At 59.6% G+C, this 15,526-nt stretch carries 16 protein-coding genes; 10 read left to right on the plus strand and 6 right to left on the minus strand.

All coding sequences use genetic code 11. From position 1 onward, the window contains the following. Positions 1-6 precede the first annotated feature (6 nt). Positions 7-582, minus strand: coding sequence for a GDP-mannose pyrophosphatase NudK (nudK, locus tag ACUTSC_RS19550; RefSeq protein WP_049272608.1), 576 nt, complete (start codon positions 580-582; stop codon positions 7-9). Positions 583-972: 390 nt separating this feature from the next. On the opposite strand from nudK, the gene narQ reads away from it, so the two are divergent. Beyond that, on the plus strand, positions 973-2,649 hold the full coding sequence (gene narQ, locus ACUTSC_RS19555; RefSeq protein WP_197774079.1) for a nitrate/nitrite two-component system sensor histidine kinase NarQ: 1,677 nt from the start codon (positions 973-975) through the stop codon (positions 2,647-2,649). Between the two features lie 161 nt (positions 2,650-2,810). Continuing rightward, complete coding sequence (locus tag ACUTSC_RS19560) at positions 2,811-3,443, plus strand: response regulator (RefSeq protein ID WP_197768916.1); 633 nt, start codon at positions 2,811-2,813, stop codon at positions 3,441-3,443. Positions 3,444-3,475: 32 nt separating this feature from the next. Here ACUTSC_RS19560 and ACUTSC_RS19565 read toward each other — a convergent pair whose 3' ends face one another. After that, entirely contained in the window at positions 3,476-3,754 is a 279-nt protein-coding gene (locus tag ACUTSC_RS19565; RefSeq protein WP_004941750.1) for a winged helix-turn-helix domain-containing protein, read from the minus strand. Positions 3,755-4,048: 294 nt separating this feature from the next. On the opposite strand from ACUTSC_RS19565, the gene acrD reads away from it, so the two are divergent. Further along, a complete protein-coding gene (gene acrD, locus ACUTSC_RS19570; protein WP_197768915.1) occupies positions 4,049-7,183 on the plus strand; it encodes a multidrug efflux RND transporter permease AcrD in 3,135 nt (1,044 codons plus the stop codon). Between the two features lie 125 nt (positions 7,184-7,308). On the opposite strand, the gene ypfM is transcribed toward acrD, so the two are convergent. Then, a complete protein-coding gene (ypfM, locus tag ACUTSC_RS19575; protein WP_100396732.1) occupies positions 7,309-7,368 on the minus strand; it encodes a protein YpfM in 60 nt (19 codons plus the stop codon). A gap of 216 nt (positions 7,369-7,584) precedes the next feature. Between ypfM and ACUTSC_RS19580 the strand changes: the two genes are divergently transcribed. Both ACUTSC_RS19580 and ACUTSC_RS19585 read left to right on the plus strand, forming a co-directional pair. After that, positions 7,585-8,064, plus strand: a complete 480-nt coding sequence (locus ACUTSC_RS19580; RefSeq protein WP_197768914.1) for a tetratricopeptide repeat protein — start codon at positions 7,585-7,587, stop codon at positions 8,062-8,064. Between the two features lie 9 nt (positions 8,065-8,073). Next, the gene (locus tag ACUTSC_RS19585; RefSeq protein ID WP_197768913.1) at positions 8,074-8,505 is read left to right on the plus strand and encodes a GNAT family N-acetyltransferase; all 432 of its coding nucleotides are present in this window, start codon (positions 8,074-8,076) and stop codon (positions 8,503-8,505) included. 7 nt (positions 8,506-8,512) lie between these two features. Here the strand turns inward: ACUTSC_RS19585 and ACUTSC_RS19590 are convergent, their stop codons facing one another. Then, on the minus strand, positions 8,513-8,938 hold the full coding sequence (locus ACUTSC_RS19590; protein ID WP_197768918.1) for a GNAT family N-acetyltransferase: 426 nt from the start codon (positions 8,936-8,938) through the stop codon (positions 8,513-8,515). A gap of 528 nt (positions 8,939-9,466) precedes the next feature. Between ACUTSC_RS19590 and ACUTSC_RS19595 the strand changes: the two genes are divergently transcribed. The 5 genes from ACUTSC_RS19595 to ACUTSC_RS19615 all read left to right on the plus strand — a co-directional run bounded on the left by ACUTSC_RS19595 (position 9,467) and on the right by ACUTSC_RS19615 (position 12,642). Beyond that, a complete protein-coding gene (locus tag ACUTSC_RS19595) occupies positions 9,467-10,018 on the plus strand; it encodes a LuxR C-terminal-related transcriptional regulator (RefSeq protein WP_197768912.1) in 552 nt (183 codons plus the stop codon). A 254-nt stretch (positions 10,019-10,272) separates the two neighbouring features. Further along, positions 10,273-10,659, plus strand: a complete 387-nt coding sequence (locus ACUTSC_RS19600) for an ArsC family reductase (protein WP_060438228.1) — start codon at positions 10,273-10,275, stop codon at positions 10,657-10,659. After that, entirely contained in the window at positions 10,656-11,783 is a 1,128-nt protein-coding gene (gene dapE / locus ACUTSC_RS19605) for a succinyl-diaminopimelate desuccinylase (protein WP_063990463.1), read from the plus strand. The genes ACUTSC_RS19600 and dapE overlap by 4 nt, the downstream gene beginning before the upstream one ends. Continuing rightward, complete coding sequence (locus ACUTSC_RS19610; RefSeq protein ID WP_197768911.1) at positions 11,780-12,454, plus strand: D-alanyl-D-alanine carboxypeptidase family protein; 675 nt, start codon at positions 11,780-11,782, stop codon at positions 12,452-12,454. The genes dapE and ACUTSC_RS19610 overlap by 4 nt, the downstream gene beginning before the upstream one ends. Before the next feature lie 2 nt (positions 12,455-12,456). Beyond that, positions 12,457-12,642 carry a YpfN family protein gene (locus ACUTSC_RS19615; protein WP_004941720.1) on the plus strand — a complete coding sequence of 62 codons (186 nt, stop codon included), beginning with the start codon at positions 12,457-12,459 and terminating at the stop codon, positions 12,640-12,642. A gap of 30 nt (positions 12,643-12,672) precedes the next feature. On the opposite strand, the gene ypfH is transcribed toward ACUTSC_RS19615, so the two are convergent. Then, positions 12,673-13,362, minus strand: a complete 690-nt coding sequence (gene ypfH / locus ACUTSC_RS19620) for an esterase (RefSeq protein ID WP_197768910.1) — start codon at positions 13,360-13,362, stop codon at positions 12,673-12,675. A 120-nt stretch (positions 13,363-13,482) separates the two neighbouring features. Then, positions 13,483-15,495, minus strand: coding sequence for a GNAT family N-acetyltransferase (locus tag ACUTSC_RS19625; RefSeq protein ID WP_197768909.1), 2,013 nt, complete (start codon positions 15,493-15,495; stop codon positions 13,483-13,485). Positions 15,496-15,526 lie beyond the last annotated feature (31 nt).

Consider the following 15,526-nt stretch of genomic DNA (forward strand, 5'->3'; position numbering starts at 1 on the left):
CTTTTTTTATGCCATAACCCGATGAATCTGCAAATATTGCAGCAGCATGATGGTCTTGCCGTCTTTAATGCGGCCATCGGCGATCATCGCCACCGCTTCGCTGAACGGCAGTTCGATCACTTCGATATCTTCATCTTCAATGCCGCCGCCGGCCGCGCGCCGCTCATCATCATGGTATTCGGCGATAAAGAAGTGCACGATCTCGGTCACGCCGCCCGGCGACATGTAGGCTTCGAAGATTTTCTTGACCTCACCCACCTGAAAACCGGTCTCTTCCACCGCTTCGCGGCGCGCACACTGCTCCGGAGAGTCGGCATCCAGCAGGCCGGCGCAGGCCTCAAGCAGCATGCCGCTTTCGTTGCCGTTGACATAGGTTGGCATGCGGAATTGATTGGTCAGCACCACCGTGCCCTTGGCGCGGTTGTACAGCAAAATGGTGGCGCCGTTGCCGCGATCGTAGACCTCGCGCACCTGTTGCACCGAACCGCCGTTTTTGCGTTTCAGATCGAACGTGTACTTGTGCAGCACATACCAGTTGTCCGACAACAGCTCTTTCTTCACATTCTCAATTTTCGACGACATGACCCTTTTCCCTTGAGTTGCAACCTAAAGATCATACCGCGATTACGCCGCGCCGCGGCAGACGATTTGCAACAAAAATCACACCGCCCCCCGCCGGACAAGCTGGGACTTAATATTGCTTAAAATAATGGAAAATAAGTCGCGCTCAGGCGCATGACATTGCATAAAACCCAGTGCGATTCGCCCCCCAAAGACAAATCGCCGGAGGAAACTGGCCCGCCGCTGAACATCGGCAGGCATTTCGCTATTCATTTGATTACACAACGACAATTGTTCCCGTTTTGTTGACAACTTGATACAAATCGCGGTGCAATTTAGTTGCAAAAGTTATAGTTTTGCTTTCGAATGAAACTGGCGAAGCGCCTCACCTGAGAGAAAAGGATTCCGTGATTGCTTGTTAAACGTTCCGTGACCGGCAGCCTGGCCAGAGCGCTGTTCGGCATCGTGATACTGTCGGTGCTCGCCACCGGGTTGGCGTTGACGACCGTCGCCGGCAGCCAGAGCGATGCCGAGGCGATCAACATTGCCGGTTCGCTGCGCATGCAAAGCTACCGCTTGGCCTTTGATCTTGACCGGCAGAGCCCGGAGCTGGAGCTGCACCTGCAGCAGTACCAGCAATCTTTACAGGCGCCGGCGCTGCAAAAACTGGCGCGCTTTTACGTTCCGGCTGAGGTGCGCAACCACTATCTGGCGCTGCAACGAACATGGCAAACGATGGAGCGGCAGATCCGTGACGGGCAGGCGGCCGCCTACCGGGCGGAGGTCGCCGGCTACGTCAACCGCGTCGATCATTTCGTTTCCGCTCTGCAGCGTTATTCCGAGTTGAAACTCACCCTGGTGGCCGCCGTCAGCGTACTGGGCTACGCCGCCATCATCGGCCTGGTGCTGTTCTGCATTCGTTTTATGCGCCGCCAGGTGGTCACGCCGCTGCAGCATCTGGTCGAGGCCAGCCAGCGCGTGCAACAGCGCGATTTTCGCCACCCGCAGCTGGACGTGGCGCTGCCGAACGAACTCGGCGTGCTGTCGCAAACCTTCAGCGCCATGTCTGACGAGCTGGCCCGGCTCTATCAGTCGCTGGAGCTGAAAGTGCAGGAAAAGACCCGGCGCCTGCAACAGGCCAACGAAACGCTGGAGGTGCTGTATCGCTGCTCGCAGGCGCTGAGCGTGCGCCAGATCGATCAGCAGGCGTTCGAAAATGTGCTGCGCATCGTGCGCCAAAGCGAACGACTGCGCTGCATCCGGTTGAACGTGGCGGACGATCATGGCCAGTGGCAACTGAACGAAGGAGAGCCGGCACCGGCGCAAACCTGGAGCGCGCTGCCGATCACCCAAGGCGATAAACTGCTGGGCGAGTTGCGATGGCAGCCCGAAGCGCAGCCGCCGCATCCTCATCTGATGCAGAGCCTGGCCAACATGCTGGGACGTGGCGTCTACTTCAACCGGGCGCAAAAGCAGCACCAATATCTGCTGTTGATGGAAGAGCGTGGGACCATCGCGCGCGAGCTGCACGATTCGCTGGCGCAGACGCTGTCGTTCCTGCGCATTCAGCTGACGCTGCTCAGGCGCGCCGCCGACGCTCCGGCGGCGCAAACGATTATCGACGATTTCGATCGCACGCTGGCCGATGCCTATCGCCAGCTGAGAGAGTTACTGGCCACCTTCCGCCTCAACATTCAGGAGGCGGATCTGAATGCCGCGCTGGAGCAACTGTTGCAGCCATTAAAGGCGCTAACCCCCGCGCGGATTCAGTTACACTGTCGGCTGCCCTCGCAGGCGCTCAACGCCCAACAGCAGGTGCACGCGCTACAGATCGTGCGCGAAGCGGTGCTCAATGCCGTCAAGCACGCCGGAGCAAGCGAGATCGCGGTGTGTTGCGAGGTCAACGCCGCAGGCGACAACGTATTCAGCATTACCGACGACGGTTGCGGCATCGCCAGTCTGGAAGAACCGGAAGGGCATTACGGCTTGACCATCATGAGCGAACGCGCGGCGCGACTGGGAGGAACGCTGCGCATCCGGCGCAGAAGCGGCGGCGGCACGGCGGTCTGCCTGACATTCTCGCCCTGACCTTGCGGCTGTTCACTCTGCGTTACGGTTACCGCCGGGCAGAAGACCGCCTGGAGAGGTTTGCGGTACAGATTGCCGCTATTTTTGAAGAGACAGTCCCACTGTGAAGCACGCCTCCGGGCGCGTTTGAGTGGCTTTACTTGCTACAGGGAGCATATTTCATGGTGATGAAGCAATACCGAGTCATGATCGTTGACGATCATCCGTTGATGCGGCGCGGCATCAAACAACTGCTGGGACTGGATGCGCGATTTAGCGTGGTGGCAGAGGCCGGCAACGGCAGCGAGGCGGTTGCGCTGGCGCTGCAGCACGCTCCGGACGTGATCTTGTTGGATCTGAACATGAAGGGCATGTCCGGGCTGGATACGCTGCGGGCCCTGCGCGACGAAGGCGTGGACGCGCGCATCATCGTGCTGACGGTCTCCGACGCGCGCAGCGATCTGTACGCGCTGATCGACGCCGGCGCCGACGGCTATCTGCTGAAAGACAGTGAACCGGAACAACTGCTGGAACACATCAGCGCCGCCGCCGAGGGGCAGAACGTGATCAGCGATGCCATGGCCGACTATTTGCTGGCGCGCAGCGAGCAGCGCGATCCCTTCACCGCCTTGACCGAACGCGAACTGGACGTCTTGCAAGAGGTGGCGCGCGGCCTGTCCAACAAACAGGTGGCGGCGCAGTTGCATATCTCTGAGGAAACCGTGAAGGTGCACATCCGCAACATACTGCGCAAGCTGGACGTGCGTTCTCGCGTGGCGGCGACGGTGATGTACCTGGAGTACAAAAGCCACTGATCGCCCCGCCCCGGCCAATACGCCGGGGCCGCTTACTCGATGGCGCTGAGCAGCGCCTGATGATGCTGATGCACCCAACTCTTGTTGAACGGCCCCCAGCTTTCCAACTGATAGAAACCGTCGTTGTTGCGCACGCCTTGCTGCACGAACTGCAGCTCGACGCCCATGCCGGGCAGCGCCTTCAGCACATCCTGCAACGTGCGGCGCGGCCAGCCGGTCAGCGCCATCAACCGCGGCACATTGGGCCGCTCACTGTGGCTGATCAGCCAGCATAAATAAAGCCGACGGGCAAATACCGGGTTAATTCCCATGCCAAGCTCCTGCTGTAAGGTGAGTCCAGTTTTTTACTTTCCTGTTCCCTGCGGCGAAGAGATGCGCAAGGCCTTTGATAGTAATAAAAATGTCTTAATAGCGTACAATTATCGACGCCGGTGCATCCACGCCGTTTTCCGCTACCGTTATTTACACTATCTCCTTTTTTTCTCCACGCTTTCCTCGACTATCCCGAGTAAAGTGCAATAGCGCCGGAATCCTTCCCTGCCGCTGAAATGCATATTTCCGATGCGTTTTAAAGATAGAACAAGTCATAACGAGGTTCGCGCTGCATGGCCAATTTTTTTATTGATCGCCCGATTTTCGCCTGGGTGCTGGCAATTATTCTTTGCCTGACCGGGGCATTGGCGATTTTTTCTTTACCGGTGGAACAATACCCGAATTTGGCGCCGCCGAACGTGCGCATCAGCGCAACTTACCCAGGTGCTTCGGCGCAAACGCTGGAAAACACCGTCACGCAGATCATTGAACAGAATATGACCGGCCTCGACAACATGATGTATATGTCGTCGCAGAGCACCAATACCGGCCAGGCGACCGTCACGCTGACGTTCGAAGCTGGCACCAATCCCAACGAAGCGATGCAGCAGGTACAAAACCAGCTGCAGGCGGCGATCAAGCGTCTGCCGCAGGCGGTACAGAATCAGGGGGTCACGGTGTCGAAATCCGGCGACACCACGCTGATGATGGTGGCGTTCGTCTCCACCGACAACAGCATGGACAAGCAGGACATCGCCGATTACATCGTCTCCAACCTGCAGGATCCGCTCAGCCGCATCAACGGCGTCGGCAGCATGGACGTGTACGGCTCGCAATACGCCATGCGCATCTGGCTCGATCCCAACAAGCTCAACAGCTACCAGCTCACGACCCAGGACGTGGTCAATGCCATTCAATCACAGAACGCCCAGGTGGCGGTCGGCCAACTGGGCGGCACGCCATCGGTCGATAAACAGGCGTTGAACGCCACCATCAACGCCCAGTCGCAGCTCCAGACGCCGGAACAGTTCCGCCAGATCACCCTGCGGGTCAATCAGGACGGATCGCTGGTGACGCTGGGCAACGTCGCCACCGTCGAACTGGGCGGCGAGAACTACAACTACCTCAGCCGCTACAACGGCATGCAGGCCGCAGGCATGAATATCAAGCTGGCCTCCGGCGCCAACGAACTGCAGACCGACCAGTTGGTCAAGGACAAGATCGCCGAGCTGTCGCAGTACTTCCCGCACGGGCTGGAGGCCAAAGTGGCCTATGAAACCACCCCGTTCGTCAAAGCCTCGATCAAGGACGTGGTGAAAACGCTGCTGGAAGCCATCCTGCTGGTGTTCCTGGTGATGTACCTGTTCCTGCAGAACTTCCGCGCCACGCTGATCCCCACCATCGCCGTGCCGGTGGTGTTGATGGGCACCTTCGCCATCCTTTCCGCCTGCGGCTTCAGCATCAACACCCTCACCATGTTCGCCATGGTGCTGGCGATCGGCCTGCTGGTGGACGACGCCATCGTGGTGGTGGAAAACGTCGAGCGCGTGATGAGCGAAGAAGGCCTGCCGCCGCGTGAAGCCACGCGCAAATCCATGGGGCAGATCCAGAGCGCGCTGGTCGGCATCGCGCTGGTGCTGTCGGCGGTGTTCGTGCCGATGGCGTTCTTCGGTGGCACCACCGGCGCCATCTATCGCCAGTTCTCCATCACCATCGTTTCCGCCATGGTGCTGTCGGTACTGGTGGCGATGATCCTGACCCCGGCCCTGTGCGCCACGCTGCTCAAACCGATCGCCAAGGGGCACCACCACGGCAAGCGCGGCTTCTTCGGCTGGTTCAACCGCATGTTCAACCGCAACACCGAACGCTATGAGCGCGGCGTGGGGCGCATCCTGCATGCCAGCGGCCGCTACATGGTGATTTATCTGCTGTTGCTGGGCGGCATGGCGCTGCTGTTCATCAAGCTGCCGACCTCGTTCCTGCCGCAGGAAGACCGCGGCATCTTCACCGTACAGGTGCAGCTACCGGCAGGTTCGACCCTGCAGCAAACGTCCAAAGTGGTGGAAAAGGTCGAGCAGTACTTCCTCACCGAAGAGAAACAGGACGTGGTGTCGGTATTCGCCATCATCGGCTCCGGGCCGGGAGGCAACGGCCAAAACGTGGCGCGTCTGTTCATTCGGCTGAAAGACTGGGACCTGCGCACGGCGGGCGCCAACAGCTCATTCGACATCATCGATCGCGCCACGCTGGCATTCAACAAGATTAACGAAGCCCGGGTGATCGCCAGCAGTCCGCCGGCGATCACCGGCCTCGGCAACTCCTCCGGCTTCGATATGGAGTTGGAAGACCACGCCGGGCTCGGCCACGCCAAGCTGATGGCGGCGCGCGATCAGCTGCTGCAGCTGGCCGCGCAAAACCCGCTGCTGTCGCGCGTGCGTCACAACGGCCTGGACGACAGCCCGCAGTTGCAAATCGACATCGATCAACGCAAGGCGCAAGCGCTGGGCGTGTCGATCGACGACATCAACAATACCCTCTCCACCGCCTGGGGCTCGACCTACGTCAACGACTTCGTCGACCGCGGTCGGGTGAAAAAAGTTTACGTGCAGGCCGCGGCGCCGTTCCGCATGCTGCCGGATGACATCAACAAATGGTATGTGCGCAACGGCGCGGGCGGCATGGTGCCGTTCTCGGCCTTCGCCAGCTCGCACTGGGAGTACGGTTCGCCGCGGCTGGAACGCTATAACGGCAGCTCGGCGTTGGAGATCGTCGGCGAAGCGGCTAACGGCGTCAGCTCCGGCACCGCCATGATGGAAATGGAAAAACTGGTCAGCCAACTGCCGACCGGTTTTGGCCTCGAGTGGACGGCGATGTCCTATCAGGAACGGCTGTCCGGCTCGCAGGCACCGGCGCTGTACGCCATCTCGCTGCTGGTGGTGTTCCTGTGTCTGGCGGCGCTGTACGAGAGCTGGTCGATTCCGTTCTCGGTGATGCTGGTGGTGCCGCTGGGGGTGATCGGCGCGGTCGCCGCCACCTGGCTGCGCGGGCTGGAGAACGACGTTTATTTCCAGGTCGGCCTGTTGACCATCATTGGACTGTCGGCGAAAAACGCCATTCTGATCGTCGAGTTCGCCAATGAGCTGAATCAGAAAGGGCAGGATCTGATGTCGGCGACGCTCGAAGCTTCACGCATGCGTTTGCGCCCGATCCTGATGACCTCGCTGGCGTTTATCTTCGGCGTGCTGCCGATGACCACCAGCAGCGGCGCCGGTTCAGGCAGCCAGCATGCGGTCGGCACCGGGGTGATGGGCGGCATGATCTCCGCCACCCTGCTGGCCATTTTCTTCGTGCCGCTGTTCTTCGTGCTGGTGCGCCGCCGCTTCCCGGGGAAACCGCATCCGGCAGCCACGCCGACCACCGAGGAGTAACAGACAGCGCATAAAAAAGCAGCGTCGGGTTACCGATGCTGCTTTATTTCGAACGAAAATCTCGTTCCCAAGGTGTTTCAGTGACTTTCCAATGACTCAACCTTGCCATCTGCTTCAACGCTGTGTCAGTTGCCCAACATCTCATCAATGAAGTCTTTCCAGTTTCCTAATTCACGATCAACCATAATACTTTACAACCTCAATTATTTGACGATGCGGATTCTACGCCTGTTTTTTGACCATGTGAAGGGAAACGGGAACGATGCCGGGCCCGGAAACCGGGCTTAGCGCACATTTTCGTATTTATCTGATCAATGTGTAGTGAAGCTATTCCCTTGTGATATCAATTTCTCCACGGTAGCGTGTAAAAGGTATAAAAATACGCCAATGGAGCGCCGATCATGTCCACCTCTTTGTCTCTCTCGCAGTTGAAAACGCAGGGCCGCTATCAGGAAGCGACTGCGCTGGCGTTACGGCAACTGGCGGCCGAGCCGGAAGCGGCGATATTGCACTTTCAGCTGGCCTGCCTGTATGACGTGCAGGGCCTGGAGCAACAGGCCATTCCCTGCTACCTCGCGGCGCTGGCCCGCGATTTGCCGCCCGCCCAGCGCCGCGAGGCCTGGCTGGGCCTCGGCAGCACCTACCGCGCCCTGGGAGAATATCCGGCTTCGTTACGGGCTTTCGACGACGGCCTGACCGAGTTCCCGCAGGCCAACGAGCTGATGTTGTTTCGCGCCATGGCGCTGTACAACCTGGGTGAAAATAAACGGGCCGTGGCCGATCTGTTGTTGCTGCTGGCAGAAACCTCGTCAGACCCCGACATTCGCGGTTATCAACGCGCCATCCGGCACTATGCCGCCGATCTCAATCTTATTGGTTAGAGGAAAACGATGGAAATTATCACCGACCCGAACCGCCGCGCCATCGACTGGCAGCGGCTGTGTGAATTGCTGGAGGCCGCCGGACTGGGCAAACGCGATCCGCATACCTTGCGGCGCGTTTACCAACACAGTCAGTTTTGCTATTGGGGGTTTATCGGCGACGAACTGATCGCCACCGCGCACGCCATCAGCGATCTGACCTCGGTCGCCTACCTGGCCGACGTAGCGATCGATCCGCGCTTTCAGGGGCAAGGGCTGGGACGCAGGTTGATGGATCGGGTAATGCAAGATTTGGCGCCGCTCGGCAAGATTTTCATCTATTCCGTGCCGGAAAAGCTGGCCTTCTATAAAAAGTACGGCTTTCACGATTTGGCCACCGGCATGGTGTATGCGGACGGCGCCTCCCTCCAGCGCCTGCAACAGGGAGGCTACGTGCGTTAAACGCGCTTCACAAAGTTTTGCTCATAAAGATGCGGCTGGTTCCCGGCGGCAAGCAAGGCACTTCGCCCATGCGTTGCCAGCCATGCCGTTGATAAAAGTCCGGTGCCTGAAAGCTGATGGTGTACAACACGGCCGAAAGGCAACCGCGCCGGCGGCCTTCCTGTTCGAAACGGCGCAACAGTTCGCTGCCCAGCCCCGCGCCGCGCAGCGCTTCCGGCAGATAAAAGAGATCGAGAAACAGCAGCCCTAATGATGAACGCCCGGTAATTCCCCCCAGAACGTCCCCACTGTCGTGATCTTTTACCACCACCGCCAGCGGCAGACGATCGCCGTAGCCGATCTGTTGATCATTAAAACGGTCCAACCCCTCCGCAATACAAGACGTTATTTCCGGTGTTACCCGATCGGAAATTTCGATATGACATTCTTTCACGCCAGCTCTCCGTATCAACCGCCACATTACGCGCTGTTCGTCGCTCAAAACATCGCATTTTCTTTGTTTAGATTTATCTTTATCTCAATTTCAAACCGAATTTCCGCATAAACTCATAGGCTGTCTTTCCACCGTTCAAAATAAAACCGCCATCACGGCAAGAAAACAAGAAATATCTTAGTTATTAACTCATTAACGAAAACAGTCACGCTAAAATTATCGATAAAAACGATCGAATTTACTTTTGTGATAGGTGACATCTATGTTAATTCCTTTTAATAACCTGAGTATTAATAGAGGATTTCTATTCTATTAAACTGCCTCCGGCCAAAGGGCCGGCTAAAAAGCAGATTTACTCTTTATAAATCATGTTAGTATATGAGACTTTCCTTACTTGCCACCTGCGAAGGAGGATTTCTGCCTGTGTAGCAAAATAAGTTCAACATGAAATTATTTAGATCATTTCTTTTTTTATGTTTTAAGATATCAATCCTCACCGGGAAATAGAAAGTAAAGGATTATAATAAAATGGAAATTGATATTTTCAGCGAGTGTGCCTATACCAGCGTCGGCATCCGACAACTCATTAAGCAAACCTGGGCGGAAAAACGCGCACCTGCCGGCTTGAGCCGCAAAAGAGTCTGCTTTATCGATGTCACTATCACCAACTTTGAAGCGCGTTACCGCGATGAATATGCCAACCCCAACACCTACAAAATAGTCATTATCACCGACTGCCCGCATGAAATGGTGATTGTCGACAATAAGACCATTATATTATCAAACCTTATATCATTGAGCCGCTTCAGCCACCTGATCGGCGACTTATATAAGCGTTACAGTCACTATACCGAGCCGCCGCAACTCTCCCAGCGCGAGTCCCTTTTCCTCTCGGAATGGTCGACGGGAAAATCGCTGACCGATATCAGCAATGCCATGAATATCAGAAATAAAACCGCCAATCATTACAAATCGCGAATAATGAAAAAATTCGGCACCAGCAGGATAAAACCGCTGTTGCATATTACCCGCGTACGGTGTTTAACCGATCGTTTAAACATAAGAATAAATAAAGAGTAGCGTTTTCTTTCCCAAAACCGCAGGAGTGGCTGAACGCGTTCGCCGGCATCTTTTAACAGCACCGCCGGCGAAGGTCGCCGTTTCATCGCTTTGACAACCTCTTTCCCTGGCGCCCAATCGCATCTCACGCGCATCGTTGTCTGGATCTCGCCGCCGCTTTACTGGCATTATCTCTGCTATCGCCGGGCGGCGAGAAGGCCTAAGATCGTGCCCGCCGCCCAGTATCGACTCGACGAGACAGGTAGCTTTACGCCATGGCAAACAAACCGCAACAGACAACGCTGACGATGTACGGCATCAAAAACTGCGACACCATCAAAAAAGCCCGCCGCTGGCTGGAAGATCAGGGCGTGACCTATCATTTTCACGACTACCGCGCCGACGGCCTGACCGAACAGCAGTTACGCGGCTTCGTCGCGCAACTGGGTTGGGAGCCGCTGCTCAATACCCGCGGCACCACCTGGCGCAAGCTGGATGAAGCGCAACGCAATGCCTGTGATAACGCCGACGCCGCCATCGCGCTGATGCTGGCGCAGCCGGCAATCATTAAACGTCCGCTGCTGGACGACGGCAACGGCCACGCGCTGCTCGGTTTCAATGCCGACGCTTACCAACAATTTATCGCCGAGGTTGCCGTATGACTTGCCCGGTTATCGAACTGGCCCAGCAGTTGATCAAACGCCCTTCCCTCAGCCCGAATGACGAAGGCTGCCAGCAGCTGATGATCGAACGTTTGCAGGCGATCGGCTTCACCGTCGAAGCCATGGACTTCGAAGACACCCAAAACTTCTGGGCCTGGCGCGGCGAAGGGCAAACCCTGGCGTTTGCCGGGCACACCGACGTGGTGCCGACCGGCGATGAAAAACGCTGGGACAATCCGCCGTTTGAACCGGCAATCCGCGACGGCATGCTGTATGGGCGCGGTGCGGCAGACATGAAAGGCTCGTTGGCCGCGATGGTGGTAGCTGCGGAACGCTTTGTCGCCGCCAACCCGAATCATCGGGGCCGGCTGGCATTTCTGATCACTTCAGATGAAGAGGCCAGCGCCACCCACGGCACGGTTAAAGTGGTCGAAACGCTGATGGCGCGCAACGAGCGGCTTGATTACTGCCTGGTCGGCGAGCCGTCCAGCACCGAGCGCGTCGGCGACGTGGTGAAAAACGGCCGTCGCGGCTCCATCACCGCCAACCTGCATATCCACGGCGTACAGGGGCACGTCGCCTATCCGCACCTGGCGGACAACCCGGTGCACCGCGCCATGCCGGCGCTGAATGAACTGGTGGCGATCGAATGGGATCGCGGCAACGAGTTCTTCCCGCCGACCAGCATGCAGATCGCCAACGTGCAGGCAGGCACCGGCAGCAACAACGTGATCCCGGGCGATCTCTACGTGCAATTCAACTTCCGTTTCAGCACCGAACTCACCGACGCGATGATCAAGCAGCGCGTGGAAGAGCTGCTGGAACGCCACCAGTTGAATTACAGCATCGAGTGGCGGCTGTCCGGCCAGCCGTTCCTCACCTCGCGCGGCGCGCTGGTGGATGCGGTGGTCAACGCCGTCGAGCACTATTCTGAATTGACGCCGCAGCTGCTGACCACCGGCGGCACCTCCGACGGCCGCTTCATCGCGCAGATGGGCGCGCAGGTGGTGGAACTGGGGCCGGTCAACGCCACCATCCACAAGGTCAACGAATGTGTCAACGCCGCGGATCTGCAACTGCTGAGCCGCATGTATCAACGCATCATGGAGCAATTGGTCGCATGATCAACGCAGAGATGCTCACCGGCCGCTCAACCGAACACCTGGCGCCGCTGAGCGGGAACCATCGGCTGCAGCCGCAGGCGGTCAACGCCTTCCTGGCGATGCAGCAGGCGGCGCGTGAGGCGGGATTCGATCTCCAGCCCGCCAGCACCTTCCGCGATTTCGACCGGCAGTTAGCGATCTGGAATGGCAAATTCTGTGGTCAGCGGCCAGTATTAGATAAGGACAGCCGCCCGATAGACGTCGCGCCACTGTCCGCCGCCGAGCGCTGTGAGGCGATCCTGCGCTGGTCGGCCCTGCCGGGCGCCAGCCGCCATCACTGGGGCAGCGATCTCGACGTGTACGACCCGTCGCTGCTGCCGGAAGGGCAAAAGCTGCAGCTGGAGCCGTGGGAATATGAAGAAGGCGGTTACTTTGCGCCGCTCAACCAGTGGCTGACGGCGCATATGGCCGAGTTCGGTTTCTATCGCCCCTTTACCGAAGACAGCGGTGGCGTGGCGGTAGAGCCGTGGCATCTGAGCTACCGGCCGCTGGCGCAAGAAGCCGAGCATTTGCTGACCCCGGCGCTGTTGCTGGCGGCCTGGCATGATAAGGAGGTCGCCGGTGCCGAATGGCTCGAACGCCATCTGCCCTCGATTTTTTCGCGTTTTATACGCAGTGAAGGAAAGGAGTAGCTATGCAATGGTTAGCTGATTACTGGTGGATTATCCTGCTGGTTCTGGTGGGAATGGTCGTCAGCGGCATTAAGGAACTGCGCCGCGTCGACGTGAAAAGCTATCTGGCCAACAAGCCGGAGATACCGCCGCACCGCGACAACAACGCCCAGTGGGATGACGAAGACGACTGGCCGAAAAAGAAATGACATCAGGGCGCTCATCGGCGCCCTGAATTTTTAGCGAAAGGCGATCAGCTCGCCACGCTTGCCGGACAATGCCTCGTCCCAGTAGCGCTGCGGCACATAATAATGCAGCCTTTCCAGCGCGGCGTTCATCATGCCCTGGTTGATTGCGTGCCCGACGTTTTCCTCCACGTCCAGCGTAAAATCGGCGCCGCCGGCCCGTAGCGCTTCTGCCGCCGCGTGAGCGTGTTGCACCGCGATCACTGCGTCCTCTTCACCGTGGATCAAATGCACCACGCTGTCGCCGAAAGCCTGCTCAGGCAGCTGGGCGAAACGCCCGCTGAACGCGACCACGCGCCCGGCCAACCGGGTTTCCGCTTTTAGCGCCTCAAGCGCCATGATCGCCCCCTGCGAGAACCCCACCAGCGCCGTGCCGGCATAGCCCACGCCGCTCAGCTGCTGCCAATGGCGCACTACCGCCACAAACTGCGGCATTACGTCTGCGATGCGGGCCGCGCGATTCTCTTCGGTCACGTCCTGCACCGAAAACCACTGGCGCCCGGCGCCGTTGCCGAACGCTTCGGGGCCACCGATGCTCACCACCTGTGCCTGAGGAAAGTCTTTGGCGAAGTAGCTGCCGATCTCCCCCATCGCCACCGGATTGTCGCCGACACCGTGAAACAGCAAGATCAGCTGCGCCGCCGGGGCCGCCGGGCTTTGGACAACGAAATGCTCATGTTTCATCGATGACTCCTTAATCGTAACCAAACCTGGTGCGGCGACAGTCGCCGCCACACCGCTGACAGTGACTATACGCCGTTGAGAAATCGGGAAAATCGGGTTTTATTGAGCGAGTTATTCAATTTATTGCAACGACTGCGTCCAGTCGCGCCAGTAGCGGCAGTGCTGCGCATTCAGCTGTTCCAGCGCCTGCGCCGCTTCGTGCCGCCAGTGGCGCAGCAAGGCTTTCTGGCCGCTGACGCCCGCCAGCTCCGCGCAGGCCGCCGGGGATTGCCGCCGTTGCAGATGGCCGCGCAGCGCGGGCAGCGGCAGATTGCTGGCCAACAGCAAACGCTGCAATGCCCCCAGGCTGGCCTCCAGCGGCCGATGGGCGAAAGCGAACCCGGCCAGCTCGCGCCAATCCTCTTCGCCCAGCGGCGTATCGCCGTCGTCGCCCGGGATCGCCAGCGCGAGTTCAATACGCTGCCGCAGCCAGGGCCAGTCGCGCGCCAGATGCTTGTGCGCCGCGTGCCGCAGCGCCTCTCCTTGCTCGCTCAGGGGCAGGATAGCCATCGCGGTATAGCAGCCGCTGCTGGCCTCCGGCTTGCTGCCGATGCGCACCAGCTCGAAACCGCAGGATTGCCAAAAGCGCCACAGCGGCTCGGTATAGCCGAAGCTGACCGACAGAAAATCCAGCCCCTGCGCCTGACGGCGTTGCCGCTCGACCAGCTGACGCGCGATACCCCGCCGCCGCAACGCCGGCAGCGTGGCGATGCGGGTAATGCGCCGTGACCGCAGCGTCGGCGCCCACCACTGGCCGCCATGCGCTGCCAGCGACTGCGCCACCAGGTTGCCGCGCGGCCGGCGGCGGCCGGCCCACACATCGTGCGCCAACTCGGCGCTCAAGCCACCTTCGTCCACCAGCCACACGGCGCCAACTACCTCCTGCCCGGCCTGCGCCAGCCCGAAATGCATGCCGGGCGCATCCATCAGCCTGCGCAAATCCAGCGGCGAGGTGCGGTAATGCGCGCTGCTCAGCAGAGCATAGAAACGCGCCAGCCGCTGCGGATCGGCGCACAGCTCACGCTGCTCCGCCTGACTGTAATCGATCGCCTGGCCGTCCGCCGGCCAGGCGGGCAGCTCATTGAACAACAGCGCATTGTCCGTTATCCGTTCCAGCGCATCCCCCTGCGCCCAGCGCATCGGCTGTTGTAGGCTCAGTGCCTGATAGGAAGGCAGCCCGGCGCAAAACTTCAGCAGAAAACCGCGGCCGGTACCCTCATACCCCTGCACCGTGGTGGTCAACAACACGCGAGGGAAATAACCGATTAGCTGCTGCAACAGCGGCGCGGGGATAGCCGCCGCTTCATCCACCAGCAGCCAGCCCACGGCGCTGACGTCACCCTCCCGGCACTGCGCCAGCAAGGCATCCGGCGCCCAAAACTGCGCGCGCCCCTGCGCCCATTCCCCGGCCACCTCAATGGCGGCGCGGCTCGGCCCGGTTATCCAACAGGTCAGCGGCGACTGCGCCACCAGCATGCCGGCCAGCGTCGATTTGCCGCGGCCGCGCGCGGCGGTCAGCACCCACACGCCGGATTCGGCGTGCAGCAGCGTCGTCAAGATCGCCTGCTGTTCCTCGGTCGGTCGGCCATCCGGCGGTTGCCAACCCTCGCGCGCCGGCAGCGCGGCCAGCGTCAGGGGCTCATCCTGCCGCCAGATCGTCACTTCGCGATCATCGGCCAGATGCTGCTGCAGATGGTGGATGAAATGCGGAGTGGTAATAGGCTGCGGGCAATCGCTCCAGCGCAGGCTGTCGCCGTCCGGCTGCTGAGGCCATTGCCGCCAGGGCGGCGTCAGCAACAGCAGCCAACTGCCGGCGCGCAATGCGCCGCACAGCGCCGCCAACGCCTCCACGTCCAGCGACTGACCGGCGTCGAACACTGCGTGCAGCCGCTCCTGCCCCAGCAATTGGCGCACGGCGCCACTCGCCAACGCCGTCGGGCCGGGCGGCGGGTTTTCCCCCACCCACGGCCAGTCGCCCGGCAGCGTCGCCGCCAGCCGCTGCGCCTGTTCGCGACACCAGTCGGGCTCACCGCTGAGCACCAGCAGGCGCCGGATGCCCTGCCGCCGCATGAGTTGTTGCGCTGCCTGTAACATAAGGCTGTATCTCAATCCGAAAAAAATGCCG

This window comes from Serratia sp. TSA_105.2 (genome assembly GCF_052692115.1).